The sequence below is a fragment of the Pseudoalteromonas sp. XMcav1-K genome (assembly GCF_044005875.1).
GTDB lineage: Bacteria > Pseudomonadota > Gammaproteobacteria > Enterobacterales > Alteromonadaceae > Pseudoalteromonas > Pseudoalteromonas spongiae.
On record NZ_JBIPJE010000050.1, the window covers coordinates 169,499 to 188,668 of the forward strand.

At 42.6% G+C, this 19,170-nt stretch carries 17 protein-coding genes and 1 pseudogene; 11 read left to right on the forward strand and 7 right to left on the reverse strand.

Translation table 11 applies throughout. From position 1 onward, the window contains the following. Positions 1–38: 38 nt before the first annotated feature. A pseudogene (locus ACHSBP_RS17610) lies at positions 39–403 on the reverse strand (winged helix-turn-helix transcriptional regulator). 117 nt (positions 404–520) lie between these two features. Between ACHSBP_RS17610 and ACHSBP_RS17615 the strand changes: the two are divergent. The 4 genes from ACHSBP_RS17615 to ACHSBP_RS17630 all read left to right on the forward strand — a co-directional run bounded on the left by ACHSBP_RS17615 (position 521) and on the right by ACHSBP_RS17630 (position 2,872). Then, the gene (locus ACHSBP_RS17615; RefSeq protein ID WP_395389841.1) at positions 521–1,102 is read left to right on the forward strand and encodes an NAD(P)H-dependent oxidoreductase; all 582 of its coding nucleotides are present in this window, start codon (positions 521–523) and stop codon (positions 1,100–1,102) included. A gap of 11 nt (positions 1,103–1,113) precedes the next feature. Continuing rightward, on the forward strand, positions 1,114–1,656 hold the full coding sequence (locus ACHSBP_RS17620) for a redoxin domain-containing protein (RefSeq protein WP_395389843.1): 543 nt from the start codon (positions 1,114–1,116) through the stop codon (positions 1,654–1,656). A gap of 482 nt (positions 1,657–2,138) precedes the next feature. After that, positions 2,139–2,348: a cold-shock protein gene (locus ACHSBP_RS17625; RefSeq protein ID WP_010558354.1), complete on the forward strand. Its 210-nt coding sequence runs from the start codon at positions 2,139–2,141 to the stop codon at positions 2,346–2,348. A 164-nt stretch (positions 2,349–2,512) separates the two neighbouring features. Next, a complete protein-coding gene (locus ACHSBP_RS17630; protein WP_010558355.1) occupies positions 2,513–2,872 on the forward strand; it encodes a hypothetical protein in 360 nt (119 codons plus the stop codon). A 143-nt stretch (positions 2,873–3,015) separates the two neighbouring features. Here ACHSBP_RS17630 and ACHSBP_RS17635 read toward each other — a convergent pair whose 3' ends face one another. Beyond that, the gene (locus tag ACHSBP_RS17635; protein ID WP_395389846.1) at positions 3,016–3,480 is read right to left on the reverse strand and encodes an HPP family protein; all 465 of its coding nucleotides are present in this window, start codon (positions 3,478–3,480) and stop codon (positions 3,016–3,018) included. 105 nt (positions 3,481–3,585) lie between these two features. Here ACHSBP_RS17635 and ACHSBP_RS17640 point away from each other — a divergent pair, with 105 nt between their 5' ends. The 4 genes from ACHSBP_RS17640 (at position 3,586) to ACHSBP_RS17655 (ending at position 10,217) form a co-directional block, all read left to right on the forward strand. Then, positions 3,586–4,137 (forward strand): TetR/AcrR family transcriptional regulator, encoded by a 552-nt coding sequence (locus tag ACHSBP_RS17640; protein WP_395389847.1) that lies wholly within the window; start codon positions 3,586–3,588, stop codon positions 4,135–4,137. Between the two features lie 1,122 nt (positions 4,138–5,259). Further along, the gene (locus ACHSBP_RS17645; RefSeq protein ID WP_395389848.1) at positions 5,260–6,213 is read left to right on the forward strand and encodes an ABC transporter ATP-binding protein; all 954 of its coding nucleotides are present in this window, start codon (positions 5,260–5,262) and stop codon (positions 6,211–6,213) included. Then, the gene (locus tag ACHSBP_RS17650; RefSeq protein WP_395389851.1) at positions 6,203–9,130 is read left to right on the forward strand and encodes a Gldg family protein; all 2,928 of its coding nucleotides are present in this window, start codon (positions 6,203–6,205) and stop codon (positions 9,128–9,130) included. The genes ACHSBP_RS17645 and ACHSBP_RS17650 overlap by 11 nt, the downstream gene beginning before the upstream one ends. A 10-nt stretch (positions 9,131–9,140) precedes the next feature. Beyond that, positions 9,141–10,217 (forward strand): DUF4340 domain-containing protein, encoded by a 1,077-nt coding sequence (locus tag ACHSBP_RS17655; protein ID WP_395389852.1) that lies wholly within the window; start codon positions 9,141–9,143, stop codon positions 10,215–10,217. A 74-nt stretch (positions 10,218–10,291) separates the two neighbouring features. Here the strand turns inward: ACHSBP_RS17655 and ACHSBP_RS17660 are convergent, their stop codons facing one another. The 5 genes from ACHSBP_RS17660 to ACHSBP_RS17680 are packed head-to-tail and all read right to left on the reverse strand — an operon-like array spanning position 10,292 to position 14,912. After that, entirely contained in the window at positions 10,292–10,951 is a 660-nt protein-coding gene (locus tag ACHSBP_RS17660) for a CoA transferase subunit B (protein WP_395389853.1), read from the reverse strand. Continuing rightward, entirely contained in the window at positions 10,951–11,655 is a 705-nt protein-coding gene (locus ACHSBP_RS17665) for a CoA transferase subunit A (protein ID WP_395389856.1), read from the reverse strand. The genes ACHSBP_RS17660 and ACHSBP_RS17665 overlap by 1 nt, the downstream gene beginning before the upstream one ends. Positions 11,656–11,664: 9 nt before the next feature. Next, positions 11,665–12,426, reverse strand: a complete 762-nt coding sequence (locus ACHSBP_RS17670; RefSeq protein WP_395389858.1) for a 3-hydroxybutyrate dehydrogenase — start codon at positions 12,424–12,426, stop codon at positions 11,665–11,667. Then, entirely contained in the window at positions 12,426–13,601 is a 1,176-nt protein-coding gene (locus ACHSBP_RS17675) for a homoserine O-acetyltransferase (protein WP_395389859.1), read from the reverse strand. Before ACHSBP_RS17675 ends, ACHSBP_RS17670 begins: the two co-directional genes overlap by 1 nt. A 9-nt stretch (positions 13,602–13,610) precedes the next feature. Then, positions 13,611–14,912, reverse strand: coding sequence for a GntP family permease (locus tag ACHSBP_RS17680; RefSeq protein WP_395389861.1), 1,302 nt, complete (start codon positions 14,910–14,912; stop codon positions 13,611–13,613). Positions 14,913–15,170: 258 nt separating this feature from the next. On the opposite strand from ACHSBP_RS17680, the gene ACHSBP_RS17685 reads away from it, so the two are divergent. The 3 genes from ACHSBP_RS17685 (at position 15,171) to ACHSBP_RS17695 (ending at position 19,094) form a co-directional block, all read left to right on the forward strand. Further along, entirely contained in the window at positions 15,171–17,483 is a 2,313-nt protein-coding gene (locus ACHSBP_RS17685; RefSeq protein ID WP_395389863.1) for a TonB-dependent receptor, read from the forward strand. Positions 17,484–17,593: 110 nt separating this feature from the next. Next, positions 17,594–18,265 (forward strand): response regulator, encoded by a 672-nt coding sequence (locus ACHSBP_RS17690; protein ID WP_395389865.1) that lies wholly within the window; start codon positions 17,594–17,596, stop codon positions 18,263–18,265. Between the two features lie 121 nt (positions 18,266–18,386). After that, positions 18,387–19,094, forward strand: a complete 708-nt coding sequence (locus ACHSBP_RS17695) for a helix-turn-helix domain-containing protein (protein ID WP_395389867.1) — start codon at positions 18,387–18,389, stop codon at positions 19,092–19,094. The last annotated feature ends 76 nt before the right edge of the window (positions 19,095–19,170 follow it).

Here is a 19,170-nt window from a genome sequence, read left to right on the forward strand (position 1 = left end):
AGCCTAACTAAAAGCCCGTTAGAACTTGATGGTTAGCCTTATTTAATGACTAAATTATGTGACTCAGACCACTGTCTCCGCGACTCTAAAATATCAAGTGCAGAGCGACCAAACTCAGTTAATTCATAAGTTACAGCTACTGGTCGCTCATTAATGACTTTACGCAGTACCATGCCCTCTTGTTCAAGTTCTTTTAAGCGTTGATCCACCATTTTTTTAGTTGCGCCACCTAACATTCTTACTAAATCGTTAAACGCACAGGCTCGTCTTTTAAATGATAGATAATTGAGCCTTTCCATTTACCACCAATTAAACGCATACCTTTTTCAATAGCGCAGGGTTCATCACACACGTTAAAAACTTTTTTCCTGCCCTTAGCATCTGTTTTTACATAACTTTCCATCAAAAACTGCCTCTAAATACTAGGTTACTAAAAGTATACTAATTGAATTAGCATGCTAGGTTCCTAAAATATACCTCATATGCATTTTTGATGAAACCTAACATTAGGAAGCAACATATGAGCAATATTTTAATTATTAATGGTCACCAGTATTATCCGTTCTCAGAAGGTAAGTTAAACGCAACCTTAGTAGATAAAGCCGTTTCATTATTGACGCAAAAAGGTCACGAAACACGCGTAGTAACAATGCAAGACGAAATCAATATTGAGCAAGAGCTTGAAAACCATCAATGGGCAGACGTTGTTATCTTTCAGTCGCCAATTAATTGGATGGGCATGACTTGGTCATTCAAAAAATACATGGATGAGGTATACACAGCCGGTATGGGTGGCGCACTGTGTAATGGTGACGGCAGAACCGCGGATGAACCTAAAAAACATTATGGACGCGGCGGCACACTGACAGGCACTAAATATATGATGTCAGTTACATTTAATGCGCCGGAAGAAGCCTTTAATGATCCAAGTGAGTTTTTTAACGGTAAATCGGTAGATGATCTACTCTTTCCTATGCACATGAATTTTAAATTTTTTGATATGAGCGCATTACCAACATTTGCCTGTTTTGATGTGATGAAAAACGCAAATGTAGAAAACGATTTAGAACGTTTTAAAGCCCACCTGAATGATCACTTTTAACGGAGTAAATAATGCCTTTTGAATACACACAAAAATTGCACGCTGGTTCGGTATTTCCGAAATTTGATGCAACGCAGTTATCTGGTGAGACTATTAAGATTGGCTTACCGACCGCCAATCATGATTGGCAATTAGTTTTGATTTATCGCGGTCGTCATTGCCCGCTTTGCACTAAATACCTCAATCAATTAGCCACCTTTAAAGAGCGATTATCTGAAATTGGGGTGGATATAGTGGCCATTTCAGGTGACAGTAAAGATCAATTAACTTCTCATTTAGAGCAGCTTACAGTTAACTTTCCAATTGCTTATGGCCTAACAATAGAGCAAATGAAAACTCTGGGTCTTTATATTTCCGATCCTCGCTCTGAACAAGAAACCGATCACCCTTTTGCTGAGCCAGGATTATTTGTTGTAAATGCAAAAGGCGATATTCAAGTTGTCGATATATCAAACAACCCATTTGTCCGTCCTGAGTTGGAAGCATTAGTAAATGGCTTAGCGTGGATCCGAAACCCTGAAAATAACTATCCAATTCGGGGGATGCACCTTTAATTGAAGTAGCGTCAAAGCGAATTATCCGTTGCAGTTTAAAGTAATAAACTGCAACGTGTTAACGCTGCATTTAAGCGCTTCACAAATGCCACTGCGGTATCTTTTGCACACTCAACACTACTGTAACTAATGTAACGTCTTGTCATTATCAAAACATTTAAACTAATTACTTATACTTCAAATAATTAAACTATCAGACAAGCTAGTCTTAAAGTAAGCATTAACACGCAACACCTGTTCACTTATCAAACAAAAATTGAGTAAATTTTTCCCAACATTGTCATTAAATTATCATTGACTTTGACTTGCATGCCAGTTAACTTGAGTTAGTAGCTAATAAGTTGAGTTACAGTATTATTTCTTCATTTCGTCGAATATGATGTACGTCGTCCTGTTGTGATTAACACTTTGCTTTATTTTGACGCTATTCACGCTCATTGTGAGCAATTGTTACACCCCTATTTATATACTGGATTTATATCATGTCAGAAAAAGTAAACGGCACTGTAAAGTGGTTTAATGAATCAAAAGGTTTTGGCTTTATCGAGCAAGCATCAGGCCCAGACGTATTTGTACACTTTAGTGCTATTACTGGTGACGGCTTCCGTACCTTAACTGAAGGTCAGAAAGTTGAGTTCACTGTAACGACAGGTCAAAAAGGACCTCAAGCTGAAAACCTAGTGGTTTTATAAGCAAAAATTCCGGAGGCAAGTAATCTATTTGCCTCAGCTCCTCTCCAATAAATTCGTATTAAATTCCAACTGATATCTGTCACTAATTCGGTTACAATTACATTTTTCACCCCTTATCACCGAAAATGAAAGTTAATTCATCAAGCAGCTATGGAAAGTTCACTGTGTCCCTATTAAGTGAGCGCATTATTTACGCTAAACTTATTGGCAGCTTTAGTGAGCGTGGTATTAGTGATTACATCAATCAGGTGAAAACAATAATCAGTGATTTTGCCGGCAAACCATTTGCAATGCTAATCAATAATCTGGAAATTGAGGGTGGCACGCCAGAGGCATACCAAACCCTCGATAACTACAATCACTGGTTAAATCAGCAAGCTATCGTTGCAAAAGCATTTATCATTGATGACAACGTCACAAAACATATTTTGCTAACGCGTACGCCATCATTAAAACAGCAAAACATCGCCTTTTTTAAAACAGTAAATGAAGCACAGGACTGGCTAGAAGCCGAATTACATTAATTTCTCACTGCAATATTTACCTGAGATAATCACTTCATAAAAACAGAGTAAAAAGAGGTAGCATCTAGTCGTATGTCACATTTACCGATGCAACTCATCACAATGCGCCCAGAATAAAAATTGCTTTCGCATCGGACAGGTATTTAAGCACGCTTTAACATACTTACCCCGTTACGTTTTACAACCAACATTAATTTTCCAACTAACACTAACAGCACCGCGCCAATCAGCACCGGAGTCACTATAAAGCTCCAACCTTCTCCCGCCAACATTATTAATATTGGATTTGCTCCCGCTGGCGGGTGTGTTGTTTTAGTCAATAACATTGCGGTTACCGCAAGACCTGATGCCAGCGCCAGAGTGAGCGGTGAAACGCCAATATACAAGGTAAATATAATACCAATAGAAGCCGTAATTAGATGGCCGCCAATCACATTTTTCGCTTGTGCTAATGGGCTTTCTGGCACACCGAAAACTAATACGGCGGTTGCACCAAACGGCGCCATAAGTAAGGCAAAGTCCATAACAGACGCATCAAAAAACGAGAGTAAAGCGATGCCTAAAAACGCCCCCATACCTGCTAGTATCGGTAAAAATAATGTATTCATTTCAACTCCAAATAAAAGTAGACCGTTTTGTCTACATTTTTAGAGTAGACAAAATGGTCTACTTTTGTCAATATACTTTTCAGACAAAGCCATGCAAAGATAAATATGAGTAAAAAACGTCAATTGCTTATTGATACCGCCCTAACGCTTTTTTATAAGCAAGGCATTCACGCTATTGGGATCAATGAAATACTAACTACATCTGGCGTGGCAAAACGCACCTTATATAGTCATTTTGCAAGTAAAGACGCTTTGTTAGAGGCGGCACTCGAAACGCGCCATAACACCTTTATGGCATGGCTAAATGATAAGCTAGATGGTGCAAATTCGGATCAGCACACTATTGAACTGCTTTTTAACGCGTTAGCGAGTTGGTTTACACACAATGAACCCAAATTAGGGGATTTTAGGGGCTGTTTTTTTATAAATACATCAGCTGAATTTAGCGATACCCAATGTAATATTTATGCGCTATGTCAACAACATAAAGCCGAAGTAAAAAACGTAATTGAAAATAAGTTGCAAGGCATTAACCCATTATTAGTTGATGCCATTTGTATTATGAAAGAAGGTGCTATTGTCAGCACACAAGTCTCAGGGTTCAACCCAAAACACATAGAAAGCTGCATCACTACCTTGCAAGGTATGCTCGACTAAAACACCTAATTACTAACGTAAATTAGCGTAGCAACAAGCGAGCTATTAACGTGCTCGCTTTATTAACTAGCAGCTCGAAAATTTACATTTCGCCTTATTAAATTTGCAATCGGTCTTTCAAAGTATTGATACGATAAAAAAGCAACAAGCACACTTAAAACCAATGAGAGTAGCAATTTAATCTCGATAGACAGTTGAAGTTGATTCACTTTAGTAATGATCGGCATATGTAATAAGTACAATGAATACGATATTTTGCCAATGAAATCACCAAACCGGTTTGCCAAAAGCACATTGTTATTCGGAACCAAAAATACCACACAAAAGAACACCGTACTCATAACAAGCAGCACTTCGTAGCTAAGCCACATTCTCACTTTATCGACAGTAGTCTGCCATAAATAAAACACTTAAAAAGCACAAGAGCAGCGCTCAGCTTACCTTGTGTTTTACTAACTAATTCATTGACACCAATACCCATTGTGCATTCAAGTAACAAAATATCGCATTTTTTAAAGCAGTAAGTGAGATTGAAAGCTACCCCAATACATAATTAGCTAAACGTTAATACACAATAAAATATTTGATGGCGTCAAAATTTTTATGAGTTAGCCTCAGGCTCGTTTTACTTGACCTACAAAAGAAATACTTAGTTTTCGACACAAACTAACTCGTCGCTATCTACTACTTATGAATCCCGCTATAACCTAAATTGATACCGAAATAAAAATAGTCTTCCCTCTTGAACTTTTTTAATTTGCCCATATCAGAAAATACGATTCGTTCTTTACTTTGTTTGGGGAATTTACCCTGCAACTATGGAGATAATAACAATGTATTTTTCGATAACGTCTCAAGCACTCTTTTCAAATAAAAATCTATTTATAAACAACTAGAAACTAAGCTGAGCTTTGGTTAAGAGATTTACTGACATAGCGATATTTAATCGATAAGCGTCATTTAAGTCTGCAGCCGGAAACTTTTAGGGATAACAAGGCAAATTTGCGCGTCAATAGCAGGCCTATTGCAAGTAAATTTAACACAGTTAGCGTTGAAAGTAGCCGCTGAAGATAGATTTATTATCCAGAGATCAGGTTAGTTAAGCTTAATTCGGAGACTTCCATGTTAGAGGTGAGTAATTTAACTCGCAGCTATGGCAGTTTTAAAGCTGTAGATTCTGTGAGTTTTAAAATCCAAAAAGGTGAAATTATCGGGCTGCTTGGGCACAACGGCGCGGGTAAAACCACCATAATGAAAATGATCAGCGGCTATCTTGAAGCCGACAACGGCGAGGTCAGCTTAGATGGCGTAACGCTCTCTAAAGACCCTAAAAAACTTCAAAGCCAACTTGGTTATTTACCCGAAAGTTTGCCTGTCTATCCAGAAATGAGCGTGGCCGAATACTTAGATTACGCCGCTGATTTAAAAGGGTTAAAGGGCAACACTAAAGTAGCCGAAATAAAACGCGCCATCAAAGCTACGGATTTATCTGCAAAATTATTGGCACCCATCGAAACCTTATCGCGAGGTTACAAGCAGCGTGTGGGTGTGGCGCAGGCTATTTTGGGGCAACCAAAACTATTGATCTTGGATGAGCCAACCAATGGCCTCGACCCAGAGCAAACACAACATATGCGTGAGCTGATCAGAGACATCGCCAAAAAAGCCACGGTGATTTTATCGACACATATTATGCAAGAGGTGAATGCTTTATGTGATCGTGTGTTGATCTTGAAATCTGGGCAACTGGTGCTCGATGAACAACTCGAAGCATTGCAGCACAGCAAACAGCTGGTGGTCGAAAGCGACTTAACAGAAGTGAAAAAGCTCACAGATATTAAAGGCATTTTTGCTGTTGAACACGAGCCACAAAAATTTATCGTGAGCTTAGCAGACAAGGCGAACATGCAGCAAGTAGCAGCCAATATCAGCAAAACCATTATTGAAAGTGGCGAGCAATTGTTTGCCATTTACCCGCAAAAACGTGACCTAGAAACCGTCTTTAACCAAATCAATAACGACGAATTTTTCGCGACCGCGAATAACACTAAGGGAGGAGCCGCGCATGCAGCCTAGTCAATCTGCGCAGTTTAATGCTGTTCGTATTGCGCAAAAAGAAATCGCGCTATTTTTCTCATCGCCTATAGCTTACTTGTTTATTGGCGCATTTGTGTCGTTAACCTTGTTTATCTTCTTTTGGGCTGAGGCATTTTTCTCTCGTAACATTGCCGATGTGCGCCCGATGTTTGAGTGGATGCCTATTTTGCTTATCTTCCTATCGGCAACCTTAACCATGAAGCTCTGGAGTGAAGAGCGACGCAGCGGCACCATCGAATATGTGCATACCTTATCGGTGCCCTTGTGGCATTTTGTGCTAGGAAAATTTTTAGGCTGCTTGACACTGTTAGCGATAGCGTTAGTGATCACACTGCCTTTGCCGATCACCGTTAGCTTTTTAGGCGAGTTAGATTGGGGCCCAGTTATTTCGGGTTATTTGGCGGTGTTGTTACTGGGCAGTGCCTATATTGCCATTGGTTTAGCGGTATCAGCGCGCAGTGATAATCAAATTGTCAGTTTGATCACCGCATGCGTGATTGGTGGTATTTTTTACTTTATTGGTACCGCTGCAATCACTGACTTTTTCTCCCATCAAGGGGCTGAATTTTTAAGACAACTCGGCACAGGCACGCGCTTTGACGACATCACCCGTGGTGTCATTGATGTTCGGGACTTGGTCTATTATGTTTCATTAACTTTAGTGTTCTTGGCTTTAAATACTTACTTTTTAGAGCAAGAGCGCTGGGCGAAAAACGACAATAAAGCAAATATACAATCAAGGCACCATAAAACCTGGCAACGAGTGACAGGCTTGCTAGTAGTAAATTTACTCACAGCTAACGTGTGGCTCAGTCAGTTACCACAATTGCGTTTAGACACCACCGCAGGCAAACAATACTCGATTTCTGAGGCAACTGAGTCTTATTTGGCACAATTACAAGAGCCTATGTTGATCCGAGGATATTTCAGCAATAAAACCCACCCGTTACTAGCGCCACTGGTGCCCCAAGTGAAAGACTTATTACAAGAGTACGAAGTTGTTGCCGATGGCAGAGTGCGCGTTGAGTTTATTGATCCGCAAATGCACCCTGAGCTTGAAGAAGAAGCCAACACCCAATTTGGCATTAAACCAATGCCGTTCCAGGTTGCCGACCGTTATCAAGCGTCCATTGTCAGCTCTTATTTTAATATTTTGGTGCAATACGGTGACGAGCATCAAGTACTAGGGTTTAGAGATTTAATCGAGGTTAATGCCCGCGCCGAGTCAGATGTTGAAGTGCTTTTACGTAACCCAGAACACGACATTACCCGTGCGATTAAAACTGTACTGCAAAACTATCAAAGCGGTGGTAACTTATTCGATACCGTGAAGCAAACACTGACCTTTAACGCTTATGTGTCGGCAAATGACAAATTGCCAGAGCAATTACAAAGCTTAAAGCAAGGCATTGAAAAGCACTTAAACGATCTGCAGGCCAAGTCTTACAATAAGCTGGCAGTAAACTTTATCGAGCCAGAAGCCGAAGGCGGTAAAGTCGCAGCCCAAATTGCCGAAGACTATGGCTTTGAGCCAATGGCAACCAGCTTTTTCTCAGATCAAACCTTCTACTTTTATCTGACTTTGGCGGGCGAAGATCAAATCGTACAAATTCCACTGGATGACTTTAGCGACGCAAGCTTTGAGCGCAACCTCGATGCGGCAATTAAGCGGTTTGCCTCTGGATTCACTAAAAACTTAGCGCTGGTAAAACCCGCTTCAGCCCCGAGTTATGACATGCCAAGCAGCAGCTTTAGAGAGCTAGAGCGCATGCTAGGCAGTGAGCTGAACATCATCAATGAAGATTTAAGTGACGGTAGTGTTTCGGGTGAAGCCGATATTCTAATGCTCGTCGCCCCTAAATCACTGGATGAAAAACAGTTATTTGCTGTAGACCAATTCTTAATGAAAGGTGGGACAGTGATCGCAGCAACGTCGCCTTACAGCATCAATCTTGCTGGTGGTAGTTTAAACATGACTTCAGTCGACAGTGGGCTGACAGATTGGTTGGCGCATCATGGGTTAAACATCGAAAACAGCCTAGTGATGGATGCCACCAATGCGGCATTCCCAATTCCGGTGACCCGCAATGTCGGTGGTTTCCAGTTGCAAGAAATGCGTATGTTAGATTACCCCTACTTTGCAGATATCCGTGATGGATTAAATCAAGACAATTTAATCACCTCTGAGCTACCGCAACTGACAATGGCTTGGTCATCGCCCATAACCCTTGCAGAGAATAAAGAAAATGTAACTTTCACTAAATTGATTGAAAGCTCTGACAAAGCCTGGACGTCATCGTCTCTTGATGTGATGCCGCAGCTAAACGCGCAAGGCGAGGCGAGTTATCTCTCAGAAGGTGACACCGCGAAGCAGTTAATGGGTGTGATGGCACAAGGTAAATTTACCTCATACTTTGCTGATAAAAACTCTCCGCTTTTAGCTGCCAAAGAGTCCAATTCTCAAAGCGATGCATCGGCTGACAACGTTGAGAATGAGTCTGAAAACAGTGAAGCCCAGAGCGACACACAGTTTGATGTCAGTAGTGTGATTAAACATGCGCCAGACAGTGCACGCATTATCTTGTTCAGTTCAAACGACTTTGTACAAGACCAAGTGCTGCAACTAACCGCAGGCGTATCGCAAAATGATTATTTAAATAGTTTGCAGCTGATGATGAACGCCGTGGATTGGTCGCTTGAAGACCGAGCGTTAATGAGCATTCGCGCGCGTGGCAATTTCAATCGCACCCTACCACCGATGGAGCACGACCAGCAGCTGATATGGGAATACGGTAACTATGCGCTGGCATTCGCATTGTTAATGGGCTTAGCCCTATTTGATCGTCAACGTAGAAAGCGCAAGCAGCGTGAGTATTTAACTTGGATTTCGCAATAGGAGTGCAACCATGAATAAAGCAGTAACTATTTTATCTGTGGTCTTAGGCGCGCAAGTGATTTTAGCTGGCGCACTATTTTATAACGGCCAAAATAGCTTTGAGACGCAAACGCCAGTGTCATTGTTAAGCCTAGAACAGCAAACCATCAACGAAATTACCTTACAAGAAGGTGATAATGATAAGCCGCTTACATTGGTGAAAAACGGTGAAGATTGGCATTTGGCTGATTACCCAAATTTACCTTTACTTGATTATAAAGTGTCAGCTCTAACCGACACTTTAATCAACAGCAAGGTTAATTGGCCTGTGTCACGCACTCAAGCCAGTCACGAACGTTTTAAAGTGGCCGATGACAATTTCGAAAAACGCATTACCTACAAGCTTGGTGATGATGAAGTTGACATATTGTTAGGTGAGTCACCCAGCTTTAAAAAGCTCTACGTGCGTAATGTCGACAATAACGATGTGTTCACCATAGAGTTCAGCGGCTATCAGCTGAGTGTCGATAAAAATGATTGGTTGAGTAAGTCATTGCTGTCGGTAAAAGATATCAGCGAAATCAGCCAAGCAGGATTAGCATTTGAAAAAACCCAAGTAAAGCAAGATGCTGACCTAGACAAACGCACTGAGTCTATCGCAGATAAAAGCGCTGTCTTACCAGATATCATAAATGCAAACGCCAACTCAAAGACCGGTGTTGAAACCATATGGCAAGTTAAAGCGCCTGCAAAATTGCCTGAAGGTCAAACACTCGATACCGAGCGTATTGATGAGCTGCTTGCGCAATTTTCGAGCTTAACGGTTACGGCGATCGCCGAGCAAGAAATCGATTTTTCAGAGATTGAAAAGCTCAGCGTGAAAGATGCCGACGGAAAGCAGTTCGACTTTGAGTTTGCTCAACATGAAGACAGCTACTATGTAAAACGCAGCGACTTTGCACCTTGGTTTAGCCTTGGCAAAGCGCAGTTTGACAACCTGGCTAAAATCAATGCCAATGACTTTTTCATTACCCCAGATGATGACGAAAATTCACAGCAATTGAGTCAGGAAACGGGCCAACAAACCGATACTGAAACATCAGAATAGTTTGACTGCATGTTTCGATAAAAAGGGGAACTATTACGTTCCCCTTTTATTTTGCGCTACAACTGGAAATTAATTTAACTAAACAGCATTTCTGGCACACATTCTGGCACCACTAACTTGCCTTGAGTTTTGCTGATGATTTCATCCACGCTAATACCCGGTGCGCGCTCTAGTAAATGGAATGCACCGTCTTTTACTTCTAGCACTGCTAAATCGGTAACAATTTTATTAATGCAGTTAACCCCTGTTAGCGGTAGGCTGCAATGGCTAAGTAATTTGGACTCGCCGTGTTTGTTCGCGTGGGTCATTACACAAATAATGTTTTTAGCGCCTGCCACTAAATCCATCGCGCCACCCATACCTTTAACCAATTTTTTGGGGATCATCCAGCTGGCAATATTGCCATGTTGGTCCACTTCGAATGCACCTAACACGGTTAAATCAACGTGGCCGCCGCGGATCATGGCAAAACTTTCTGCCGAGCTAAAAATAGCAGCGCCTGTAGCTGCGGTAACAGTTTCTTTACCCGCGTTTATCATATCGGCGTCTACTTGGTCTGTTGTTGGGTAAGGACCCATACCGAGTAACCCATTTTCTGATTGCAGCATCACTTCGATACCTTCAGGCACAAAGTTTGCCACAAGTGTTGGAATACCAATTCCAAGGTTTACGTAAAAACCGTCTTCAAGTTCACGCGCTACACGCTGTGCAATTTGTTCTCTGGTTAATGCCATTAGTTTTGCTCCTGTGTCACAACGCGCTCAATGCGTTTTTCAAATTCACCTTTAATAACGCGGTTTACATAAATACCTGGGGTATGAATTTCGCTTGGCGCAAGATCGCCAGGCTCGACGATTTCTTCTGCTTCTACCACGGTAATTTTGCCTGCGGTAGCCGCCATGGGGTTAAAGTTCATTGCAGTATGGCGATAAACACAGTTGCCATAGCGGTCAGCTTTCCACGCTTTAATAATGGCAAAATCACCGACAATGCTCGGCTCGAGCAAATAATCGCGGCCATTAAATTGCTTAATTTCTTTACCTTCAGCAACTAAAGTACCTACACCCGTTGCCGTATAAAATGCGGGAATACCCGCCCCACCTGCACGCATTTTCTCAGCCAACGTGCCTTGTGGGGTAAGTTCAACTTCTAATTCACCCGCTAAAAGTTGCTGCTCAAATAAAGCGTTTTCACCCACATACGACGACACCATTTTTTTAATTTGCTTGTCTTCAAGCAAAATACCCAAGCCAAAGCCATCAACACCACAGTTGTTTGAAACTACCGTAAGTTCTTTGGTTTGCTGGCGCTTAATTTCACTAATTAAACCTTCAGGAATACCACACAGGCCAAAACCGCCCGCAATTACCGTCATACCATCTTCAAGCCCAGCCATTGCCTCACTGTAACTTGAAACTACCTTATTAAATCCTGCCATTTTAAACTCCTATTGTGCGGTCCAGCCGCCATCAAGCGCCAAGGTTTGCCCGGTAATATTGCATGCCTCTTTTGCCATTAAAAAACGCACTGTGTGAGCGATTTCTGCAATATCGATAAATGATTTTTTTGGCATGGGCGCGAGCATAATTTGCTCAATCACTTGTTGCTCGCTAATGCCGTGGTTTTTTGCCTGATCGGCAATTTGCTTTTCAACCAGTGAGGTTTTTACATACGCTGGGCAAATGGTGTTAATGGTAATGTCGTGCTCAGCGGTTTCTAACGCCATTACTTTCGAAAAACCGACTAAACCATGCTTGGCCGCCACATAGGCTGACTTAAAACGCGACGCCACAAGGCTATGAATTGAGCCAATATTAATCACGCGGCCAAAATTGCGCTCGCGCATACTTGGTAATACCGCTTTGGTCATTAGTGCTGTGCCGGTAAGCATTACATCCACCAGCAAACGCCACTGGTTCTGCGGAAACTCTTCAAGCGCCGCAACATGTTGAATACCCGCATTATTAATTAACACATCAACCGGTGCAGGTAGTTCGCTAAGCAGCTGAATAATCGCAGCTTCGTCGGTCACATTAAGTGCCACACCAAGCGCGTGGTAGCCTTTGCTACTGAGCTTTTTTGCCGCCTCAAGCGCAGCGTCTTGGTTTAAATCCGTTACGGTAATTAAGGTGTCGCTATCGGCAAGTGCTTCTGCAATGCCCAAACCAATGCCACTGGCACCGCCGGTGATCAAAATATGTTTATTCATTATTTGGCCTCCAAAAACGCTTGAATACGTTCTTTTTGTGCAGAGATTGCAAATACCCCTTCTAAATGGCCCCAATCGCCGGTGAGCTCTACCATATCGGTTTGTTTACCTTGCGCTTTTAATGCGCTATTAAGAGCACGGCCCATTTCTGGACGCAGCAATAAGTCTTTGCTGGCAGGAATAATTAAACTTGGCGCGCTGATTTTGCTAAGGCTTGCTAAGTAATCATCTTGATGGCCCGCTACAAACAGCTGCGATGCGCGCACTAAATAAAGCACATGGTTGGCATCTTGTGTTTTAGCGCGAAGCTTGGCGCGGCTTAACAGGGTTTGTACTACCTCAGGTTGGGTGCGGATATCGTTAAGTGCGCCTTTATCCATCACTTTAAAATTAGGGAAGCTCAGCGCAAACATATTTGGGTGCATCGCATCTTGGGTGATATTGAGCATAGTGGCAGTTAACCCGTCGATAGGCGCTGTTTTGCCGTAGTAATCACCGTTATTCCAGTTTTTATCTAAACGAATTGGCAACGCCCAATGCTCTAGCGCCGATACACTCCACGCATCCATTTGGCCAGCGCCAATCACATGCACTAATTTGCCAACCCAATCTGGGTAAGTTACCGCCCATTCAAGCGCTTGAAACGACCCCATTGATGCGCCCATCACCGCATGCAGTTTTTTTATGCCTAAACTCTCAAGCACTAACTTTTGCACGTTAACAAAATCGCGAATGGTCACCACCGGAAAATCAAGGCCATACGGTTTGTTTGTGGCAGGATTGATTGATGCAGGGCCTGTCGTAATGGTGCGACCATCATTTACATTGGCATTGGCAAGTGAGTCCACACTAATGACAAAATATTTATTGGTATCAATGGTTTTGCCAGGGCCAATAATCGCATCCCAATAACCTGGTAGCGCATCGCTTTCGGCGTATTTGCCTGCAGCGTGCGAATTACCGGAAAAGAAATGGGTAATTAAAATAGCATTGTCTTTTTTGGCATTAAGCGTGCCGTAACTTTCATAACCTACCTTTACTTCGGCAATGTTTTTGCCGCCAAAGGTTTTAAAGTTTTGTGTCGTAAATGTTTGTTTTTCAACAAGTAGCGTTTCGGCATTTACGTGCAAACACAGTAGCAAAAACACCAAAGTAATCATTTTTATTATTTTCATAATCAGCCCTTAAAACCAAATAAACAAACACAATGCCAATGCAACGCCAAGTAACGGTACTACCGCACTCAATGCCGCCATAGACCAATATGCCGCTTGATGGGTTTCTTTACAAATTGCGCGAATGGTAGTTACCACATACCCGTTGTGTGGCAAGGTATCGAGCGCACCCGATGAAATTGATACCACACGATGTAATTGCTCAGGGTTGACCCCTGCATCTAAATAGTGCGGCGCGACTAATGGCAGCGCAATCGCTTGCCCGCCTGAGGCAGAGCCCGTTAACCCCGCAATCACACTGACCGCAACCGCTGCACCAATCAGCTCGTTGCCTGGAATTTGCGTCATTAAATCAACTGCCACGGTAAACGCTTCTGACGATTTAGCAATCGCACCAAACCCCACAACAGCGGCGGTGTTACCAATCGCAATCAGTGCGCCATTAGTGCCTTCGGTAGTGGCTTTGGCAAGATTGTGAAAGTGTTTAAAGTTAATCACCACAATCGACAACACCCCACCTAATAACGCCACAATCAATGCCGCCTGCTGTAAGCTATCGTGCAAAATAAATGACAGTGCCAACACTACTAACAGCGGAATAAGTCCCGTTACAGGATGCGGATAATCGCGTTCGGGGATTTCTGGGTCGTCATCGCGCGCTTCAAACTGCTCACCATTAGCCACTGCTTTGCCAATCATTTTTTTCAGCCACCAGTAGCCAAAACACGCCATAAAAATCGCTACAACCAAACTCACTTCCCACGCAGCATAGGGCGAAGTGCCTAAATACTTGATGGGGATCCAGTTTTGAATTTCAGGCGAACCTGCGGATGTCATGGTGAAGGTGACAGAACCAAATGCCAGCGTAGCCGGAATAAATCGGCGCGGTAAATTGGCATCTTTAAATAGCGACAGCGCCATTGGGTACACCGAAAACGCCACAATAAACACGCTAACACCGCCATAGGTTAATACGGCACAGGCAATGACAATTGCCAGCACCGCGTGCTTCATACCGAGTTTATCAACAATATAGCGAGCGACACTGTCGGCAGCGCCGGTGTCTTCCATAAATTTGCCAAACAAACTGCCAAGCAAAAACATAAAAAACCATGCACTAACAAAATTCGCAAAGCCATTCATATAGCCTTGAATAAAGTTATCAGCGCCAGCGCTTGGAAAAATCGCCAAATTACTAGTGAGCGCCACAATGAATGCACATGCTGGCGCGGCAATAAATAAATTCATGCCACGCAGCGTTAATACAATCAAAAGCGCCAGACCACCAATCAGGCCAAGCATACTTAACATAAAATCTTCCTATTTGAATCACTAACAAGGGTGACTTGGCTGCTAGTGCGTCAAATTACTGCTGACTATCAATGTGGCTAAGGGTGGCGATTTAAACAATAGCACTATAGTTATACGTGAACGATTTATTATTTAAAAACAACAAATTAACAGTGAATAGTACTATAGTGCTAAAGCTATTTTAAAGATTACCCACTAGATTGGTAACTGACTTGGCTGTGCGATGTAACGTATAACAATAAAGATAGGAACAACATTATGACCAAGGCAAATATCAACAGCAGCAAACACGCTTGCCTGCGCTCACTGTCTGCAGTAAGTGGTGCTGTATTACTGGCATTAGCAACCCCTACATTTGCAAATCAACAGGAAAACGGCGAGAAAAAAGCAGAGCTTGAACGCATTCAAGTAACCGCGCGTAAAACCGTCGAAAACTTACAACAAGTGCCAGTGGCAGTTACTTCAATAGGTGCAACCGAGCTTGCCGAAAAAGGCATTGCTGAGCTTATTGAAGTACAGCAGTTCTCTCCAAATACCACGCTACAACGTAGCCGTGGTACAAACTCGACCATTACCGCCTTTATTCGTGGTGTTGGCCAGCAAGACCCGCTTTGGGGCTACGAGCCAGGTGTCGGTATTTACATTGATGATGTATATTTAGCGCGCCCGCAAGGTGCCGTGCTCGATTTACTTGATGTTGAACGCGTTGAAGTATTACGCGGTCCGCAAGGCACACTGTATGGCAAAAATACCATAGGTGGCGCAATTAAGTACGTAACCAAAGAGATGTCGGGCGACCCAACATTAAACGTATCGGCAAGCGTAGGCAGTTATAACCAGCGCGATATTAAACTCACAGGCCAATACCCACTTATTCAAGATACCCTTTATGTTGGCGTTGGTTATGCCAACTTAAACCGCGACGGGTTTGGTGAATATTTACAATCAGACTTACCAAATCAAGATAGCGAAAACTACAACAAAGAAGTGGAAGCAGCCCGCGTTACGCTCGAATGGCATGCCAATGACGATTTATTCTTCCGCTTAAATTGGGATAAAACCGACGATACATCAAATGCCAAAGGCGGCTACCGTTTACTGCCGAGCTTATTGACAGATGCGCCTGTGCCAAATAGCGTATATGACTCCTACACCAGCTTACCAACCTGGAACAAGGTAGAGCTTGAAGGCTACAGCCTACTTGCCAACTGGGACTTAACAGATGCCACCAGCGTAAAATACGTTTCATCAAAACGTGAAAGCTATTCACCAACTAATATCGACTTTGATAATACACCGCTTCGCATTTTTGATGTACCTGCTGTGTATGACGACAATCAAACCAGCCATGAATTACAACTAAACCACGCAGGTGAAAACTACAAATTGGTGTCGGGCCTTTATTACTATGATGGCGAATCATGCGGCCAGTTTGAAGCCATTTTAGAAGTACTAGGTAATGCCATTTCATTGCCAGGGTTAACTCGTGAAGTCTCTGGTTGTAATAACTCATCAAGCAAAGCCGCGTATATTCAAGGCAGCTACTACTTTAACCAACAGTGGTCGGCAACCCTTGGTGCCCGTTATACCCAAGATGAAAAAGAAGCAAACGTAAACAATGGCTTAGTATTTGAAACTGTCTACCCTTACTCAGGTTGGATCCCAGGTTATGAGCGACCAGCAGGCGAGTTAGTACCAGAAGTACTGAACGATAACGAAGATTGGTCGCGCTTTACGCCACGCCTTGGTGTGGAATATCAACATTCAGATGACATGATGTTCTTCGCAAGCTACGCACAGGGATTTAAGTCAGGTACTTATAACCCACGTGCCACAACCGCAGAGCCCGCTGCAAACCCAGAGATTGTAGATTCATTTGAACTCGGTATGAAAAGCGAGTGGAACAATAATCTGCGCGCCAATATCACCTTGTTCTCATTGCTTCATAAAGACCGCCAGTATATTTCGATTTTACCGGGCGAAACCTCAGCCGATCTCAACCAGCGTCTTGGCAATATTGGCCGCTCAGAGTCGCAAGGTATTGAAGCCGAATTTACTTATGTTGCCACTGACAACCTTAATTTTAATGCCTCGCTTGGTTATATCGATGCTGAATTTACTGAAGTGATCGACACCGACCCAGAAACAGGCGAAGAGTTTGATAAATCAGACCAATTTGATATTGCCAACACCCCAGATTTAACCTTTAACCTCGGATTTGATTACTCAATTGAATCAACATTTGGTGACTTTGTAGTAAATGGTAACTACTACCACCGCGGCGATTACGTGCTGTTTGAAGAAGCCAGCCTGCTTTCGCAAGATGCCTACGGTTTAGTGAATTTGGGTGTTACTTGGTACTCGAATGATGGCCATTGGAGCGCATCGCTAACGGGTAAAAACCTCACCGACGAAGAATACCTGGTTGGTGGATACCAATTTGTCACCCCTGATCCTACAGACCCAACGGATACAAGCAAATATACGCCGGGGTTAGGTGGTGACAATACCTTAATTGGTTATTACGGCGACCCGCGTACCGTTACGCTCACCGTTAATTACCGCTTTTAATTAACACTCCCCCTTGGGTCGCCAACACTTAGTTTGGTGGCCCAGCTTTGGGGAAATGCTTGTAACCGTATTTCGAATACCTTATAACAGGAAGAATTGGAGTTAATTGGATGACTACGCAAGTGAAAGCCATTATCGCAGACGATCACCCGCTATTTCGCAGTGCTTTAAGCCAAGCGGCGGCAAACTATCTCGAAAAAGACAATATTCAAGAGTGTTATGATTTAGCGAGCTTGTTTTCATTGCTGGAAACTCACCCAGAAACCGAACTCATTTTCCTCGATTTAAATATTCCTGGCGCCAAAGGCCTGCAAGGGCTCACGCAAATTCGCAACCAATACCCTGATATTTTAGTGATTATGGTATCGGCAACGGAAGACGCCAAAATTATCAACCACGCCATGGAAGCAGGAGCTTGCGCCTACATTCCAAAATCCTCTTCGCTGAGCAATATTGGCAAAGCCATTGAAGTTGTGATTGATGGCGACACCTGGCTGCCTGAAAATCTAGACCTAGAAGCCCACCCAATCGACAACGAACAAACTGAATTTGCACAAAACTTAGAAAAGCTCACACCACAGCAATACAAAGTACTGGCAATGATTGCCGACGGCCTGTTAAACAAACAAATTGCCTATGAAATGTCAGTGCAAGAAACCACAGTAAAACAACATGTATCCGCCATTTTACGTAAACTTGGCCTAAACAACCGCACCCAAGCCGGTATTTTATTTAATCAACTCAGCCAAGTAGATACCAAATCAGCAGAAGGCTTTGCGTGACCTGCTATTGTGATATCGGTTTAAATATCGGTTTAAACTCATTCGAAGGTAAAACGCCTCTTGTCGCGGCGTAAATTACCGATTAAATTGCAATGAATTATCACAATTTGATGTAGTTGGCATGCCAAACCTATTATCTATTCGCTCTTACAGTGCAAACCCTGTTTCTCACTCCCATGAGTTCAATCAAATTGTTTTACCCTTGCGAGGAGTCATCAACATACACGTTGACGATTTTAGCGGTAAGGTCGCGCCGCGAGAATGTGTCGTTATTCGAGCCAATGAGAAGCATTTATTTGCAGCAGAGCGGGAGGCACGTTTTATTGTTGCTGATATGCGCAGCCTACCTAACAATCTTATCTCGACAGAGCAGATTGTTTTTGAAATAAATAAGCCTTTGTTAAATTATCTACTTTTTATCGAGAGCCAGTTAGAAAATCAAATCAACCCGCTTATTGAACAGTCAATGTACGAAACATTTTATCTATTGTTAGAAAGCCAGAACTTGCTGCCTAAGCTAGATGCGAGAATTAACAATGCACTGCTTTACATTACTGAACACATTGCCAAACCTCTTAATATTGCGACACTGGCTGAAGTCGCTTATTTAAGCCCAACTCAATTTAAAAAAATATTTAAAGCACAATTGGGTGTAACTGTGCTTGAGCATATTACCCAACTTAGAATGGAAAAAGCCCAAGCATTACTTACACATACAGACTACTCGCTACAGATAGTTGGTGAGAAAGTTGGCTATAAAGATTTATCGGCATTTAGCCGTAAATTCAAACAGTATTTTGGTTTATCTCCTAAAAATTTCAAAAATTAATGTCTGTCCAATTTGATAAGTATTCCGTCCGAATAGTCAAAAATAAAGTCTCTAAAAAACATATTATTTAGCCCTC

What these genes read in the sequence shown, in the direction of transcription:
- ACHSBP_RS17615 (WP_395389841.1), top strand. Translation starts at nt 521, where the DNA reads ATGAGCAATATTTTAATTATTAATGGTCACCAGTATTATCCGTTCTCA.
- ACHSBP_RS17620 (WP_395389843.1), top strand. Translation starts at nt 1,114, where the DNA reads ATGCCTTTTGAATACACACAAAAATTGCACGCTGGTTCGGTATTTCCG.
- ACHSBP_RS17625 (WP_010558354.1), top strand. Translation starts at nt 2,139, where the DNA reads ATGTCAGAAAAAGTAAACGGCACTGTAAAGTGGTTTAATGAATCAAAA.
- ACHSBP_RS17635 (WP_395389846.1), bottom strand. Translation starts at nt 3,480, where the DNA reads ATGAATACATTATTTTTACCGATACTAGCAGGTATGGGGGCGTTTTTA.
- ACHSBP_RS17640 (WP_395389847.1), top strand. Translation starts at nt 3,586, where the DNA reads ATGAGTAAAAAACGTCAATTGCTTATTGATACCGCCCTAACGCTTTTT.
- ACHSBP_RS17645 (WP_395389848.1), top strand. Translation starts at nt 5,260, where the DNA reads ATGTTAGAGGTGAGTAATTTAACTCGCAGCTATGGCAGTTTTAAAGCT.
- ACHSBP_RS17650 (WP_395389851.1), top strand. Translation starts at nt 6,203, where the DNA reads ATGCAGCCTAGTCAATCTGCGCAGTTTAATGCTGTTCGTATTGCGCAA.
- ACHSBP_RS17655 (WP_395389852.1), top strand. Translation starts at nt 9,141, where the DNA reads ATGAATAAAGCAGTAACTATTTTATCTGTGGTCTTAGGCGCGCAAGTG.
- ACHSBP_RS17660 (WP_395389853.1), bottom strand. Translation starts at nt 10,951, where the DNA reads ATGGCATTAACCAGAGAACAAATTGCACAGCGTGTAGCGCGTGAACTT.
- ACHSBP_RS17665 (WP_395389856.1), bottom strand. Translation starts at nt 11,655, where the DNA reads ATGGCAGGATTTAATAAGGTAGTTTCAAGTTACAGTGAGGCAATGGCT.
- ACHSBP_RS17670 (WP_395389858.1), bottom strand. Translation starts at nt 12,426, where the DNA reads ATGAATAAACATATTTTGATCACCGGCGGTGCCAGTGGCATTGGTTTG.
- ACHSBP_RS17675 (WP_395389859.1), bottom strand. Translation starts at nt 13,601, where the DNA reads ATGAAAATAATAAAAATGATTACTTTGGTGTTTTTGCTACTGTGTTTG.
- ACHSBP_RS17680 (WP_395389861.1), bottom strand. Translation starts at nt 14,912, where the DNA reads ATGTTAAGTATGCTTGGCCTGATTGGTGGTCTGGCGCTTTTGATTGTA.
- ACHSBP_RS17685 (WP_395389863.1), top strand. Translation starts at nt 15,171, where the DNA reads ATGACCAAGGCAAATATCAACAGCAGCAAACACGCTTGCCTGCGCTCA.
- ACHSBP_RS17690 (WP_395389865.1), top strand. Translation starts at nt 17,594, where the DNA reads ATGACTACGCAAGTGAAAGCCATTATCGCAGACGATCACCCGCTATTT.
- ACHSBP_RS17695 (WP_395389867.1), top strand. Translation starts at nt 18,387, where the DNA reads ATGCCAAACCTATTATCTATTCGCTCTTACAGTGCAAACCCTGTTTCT.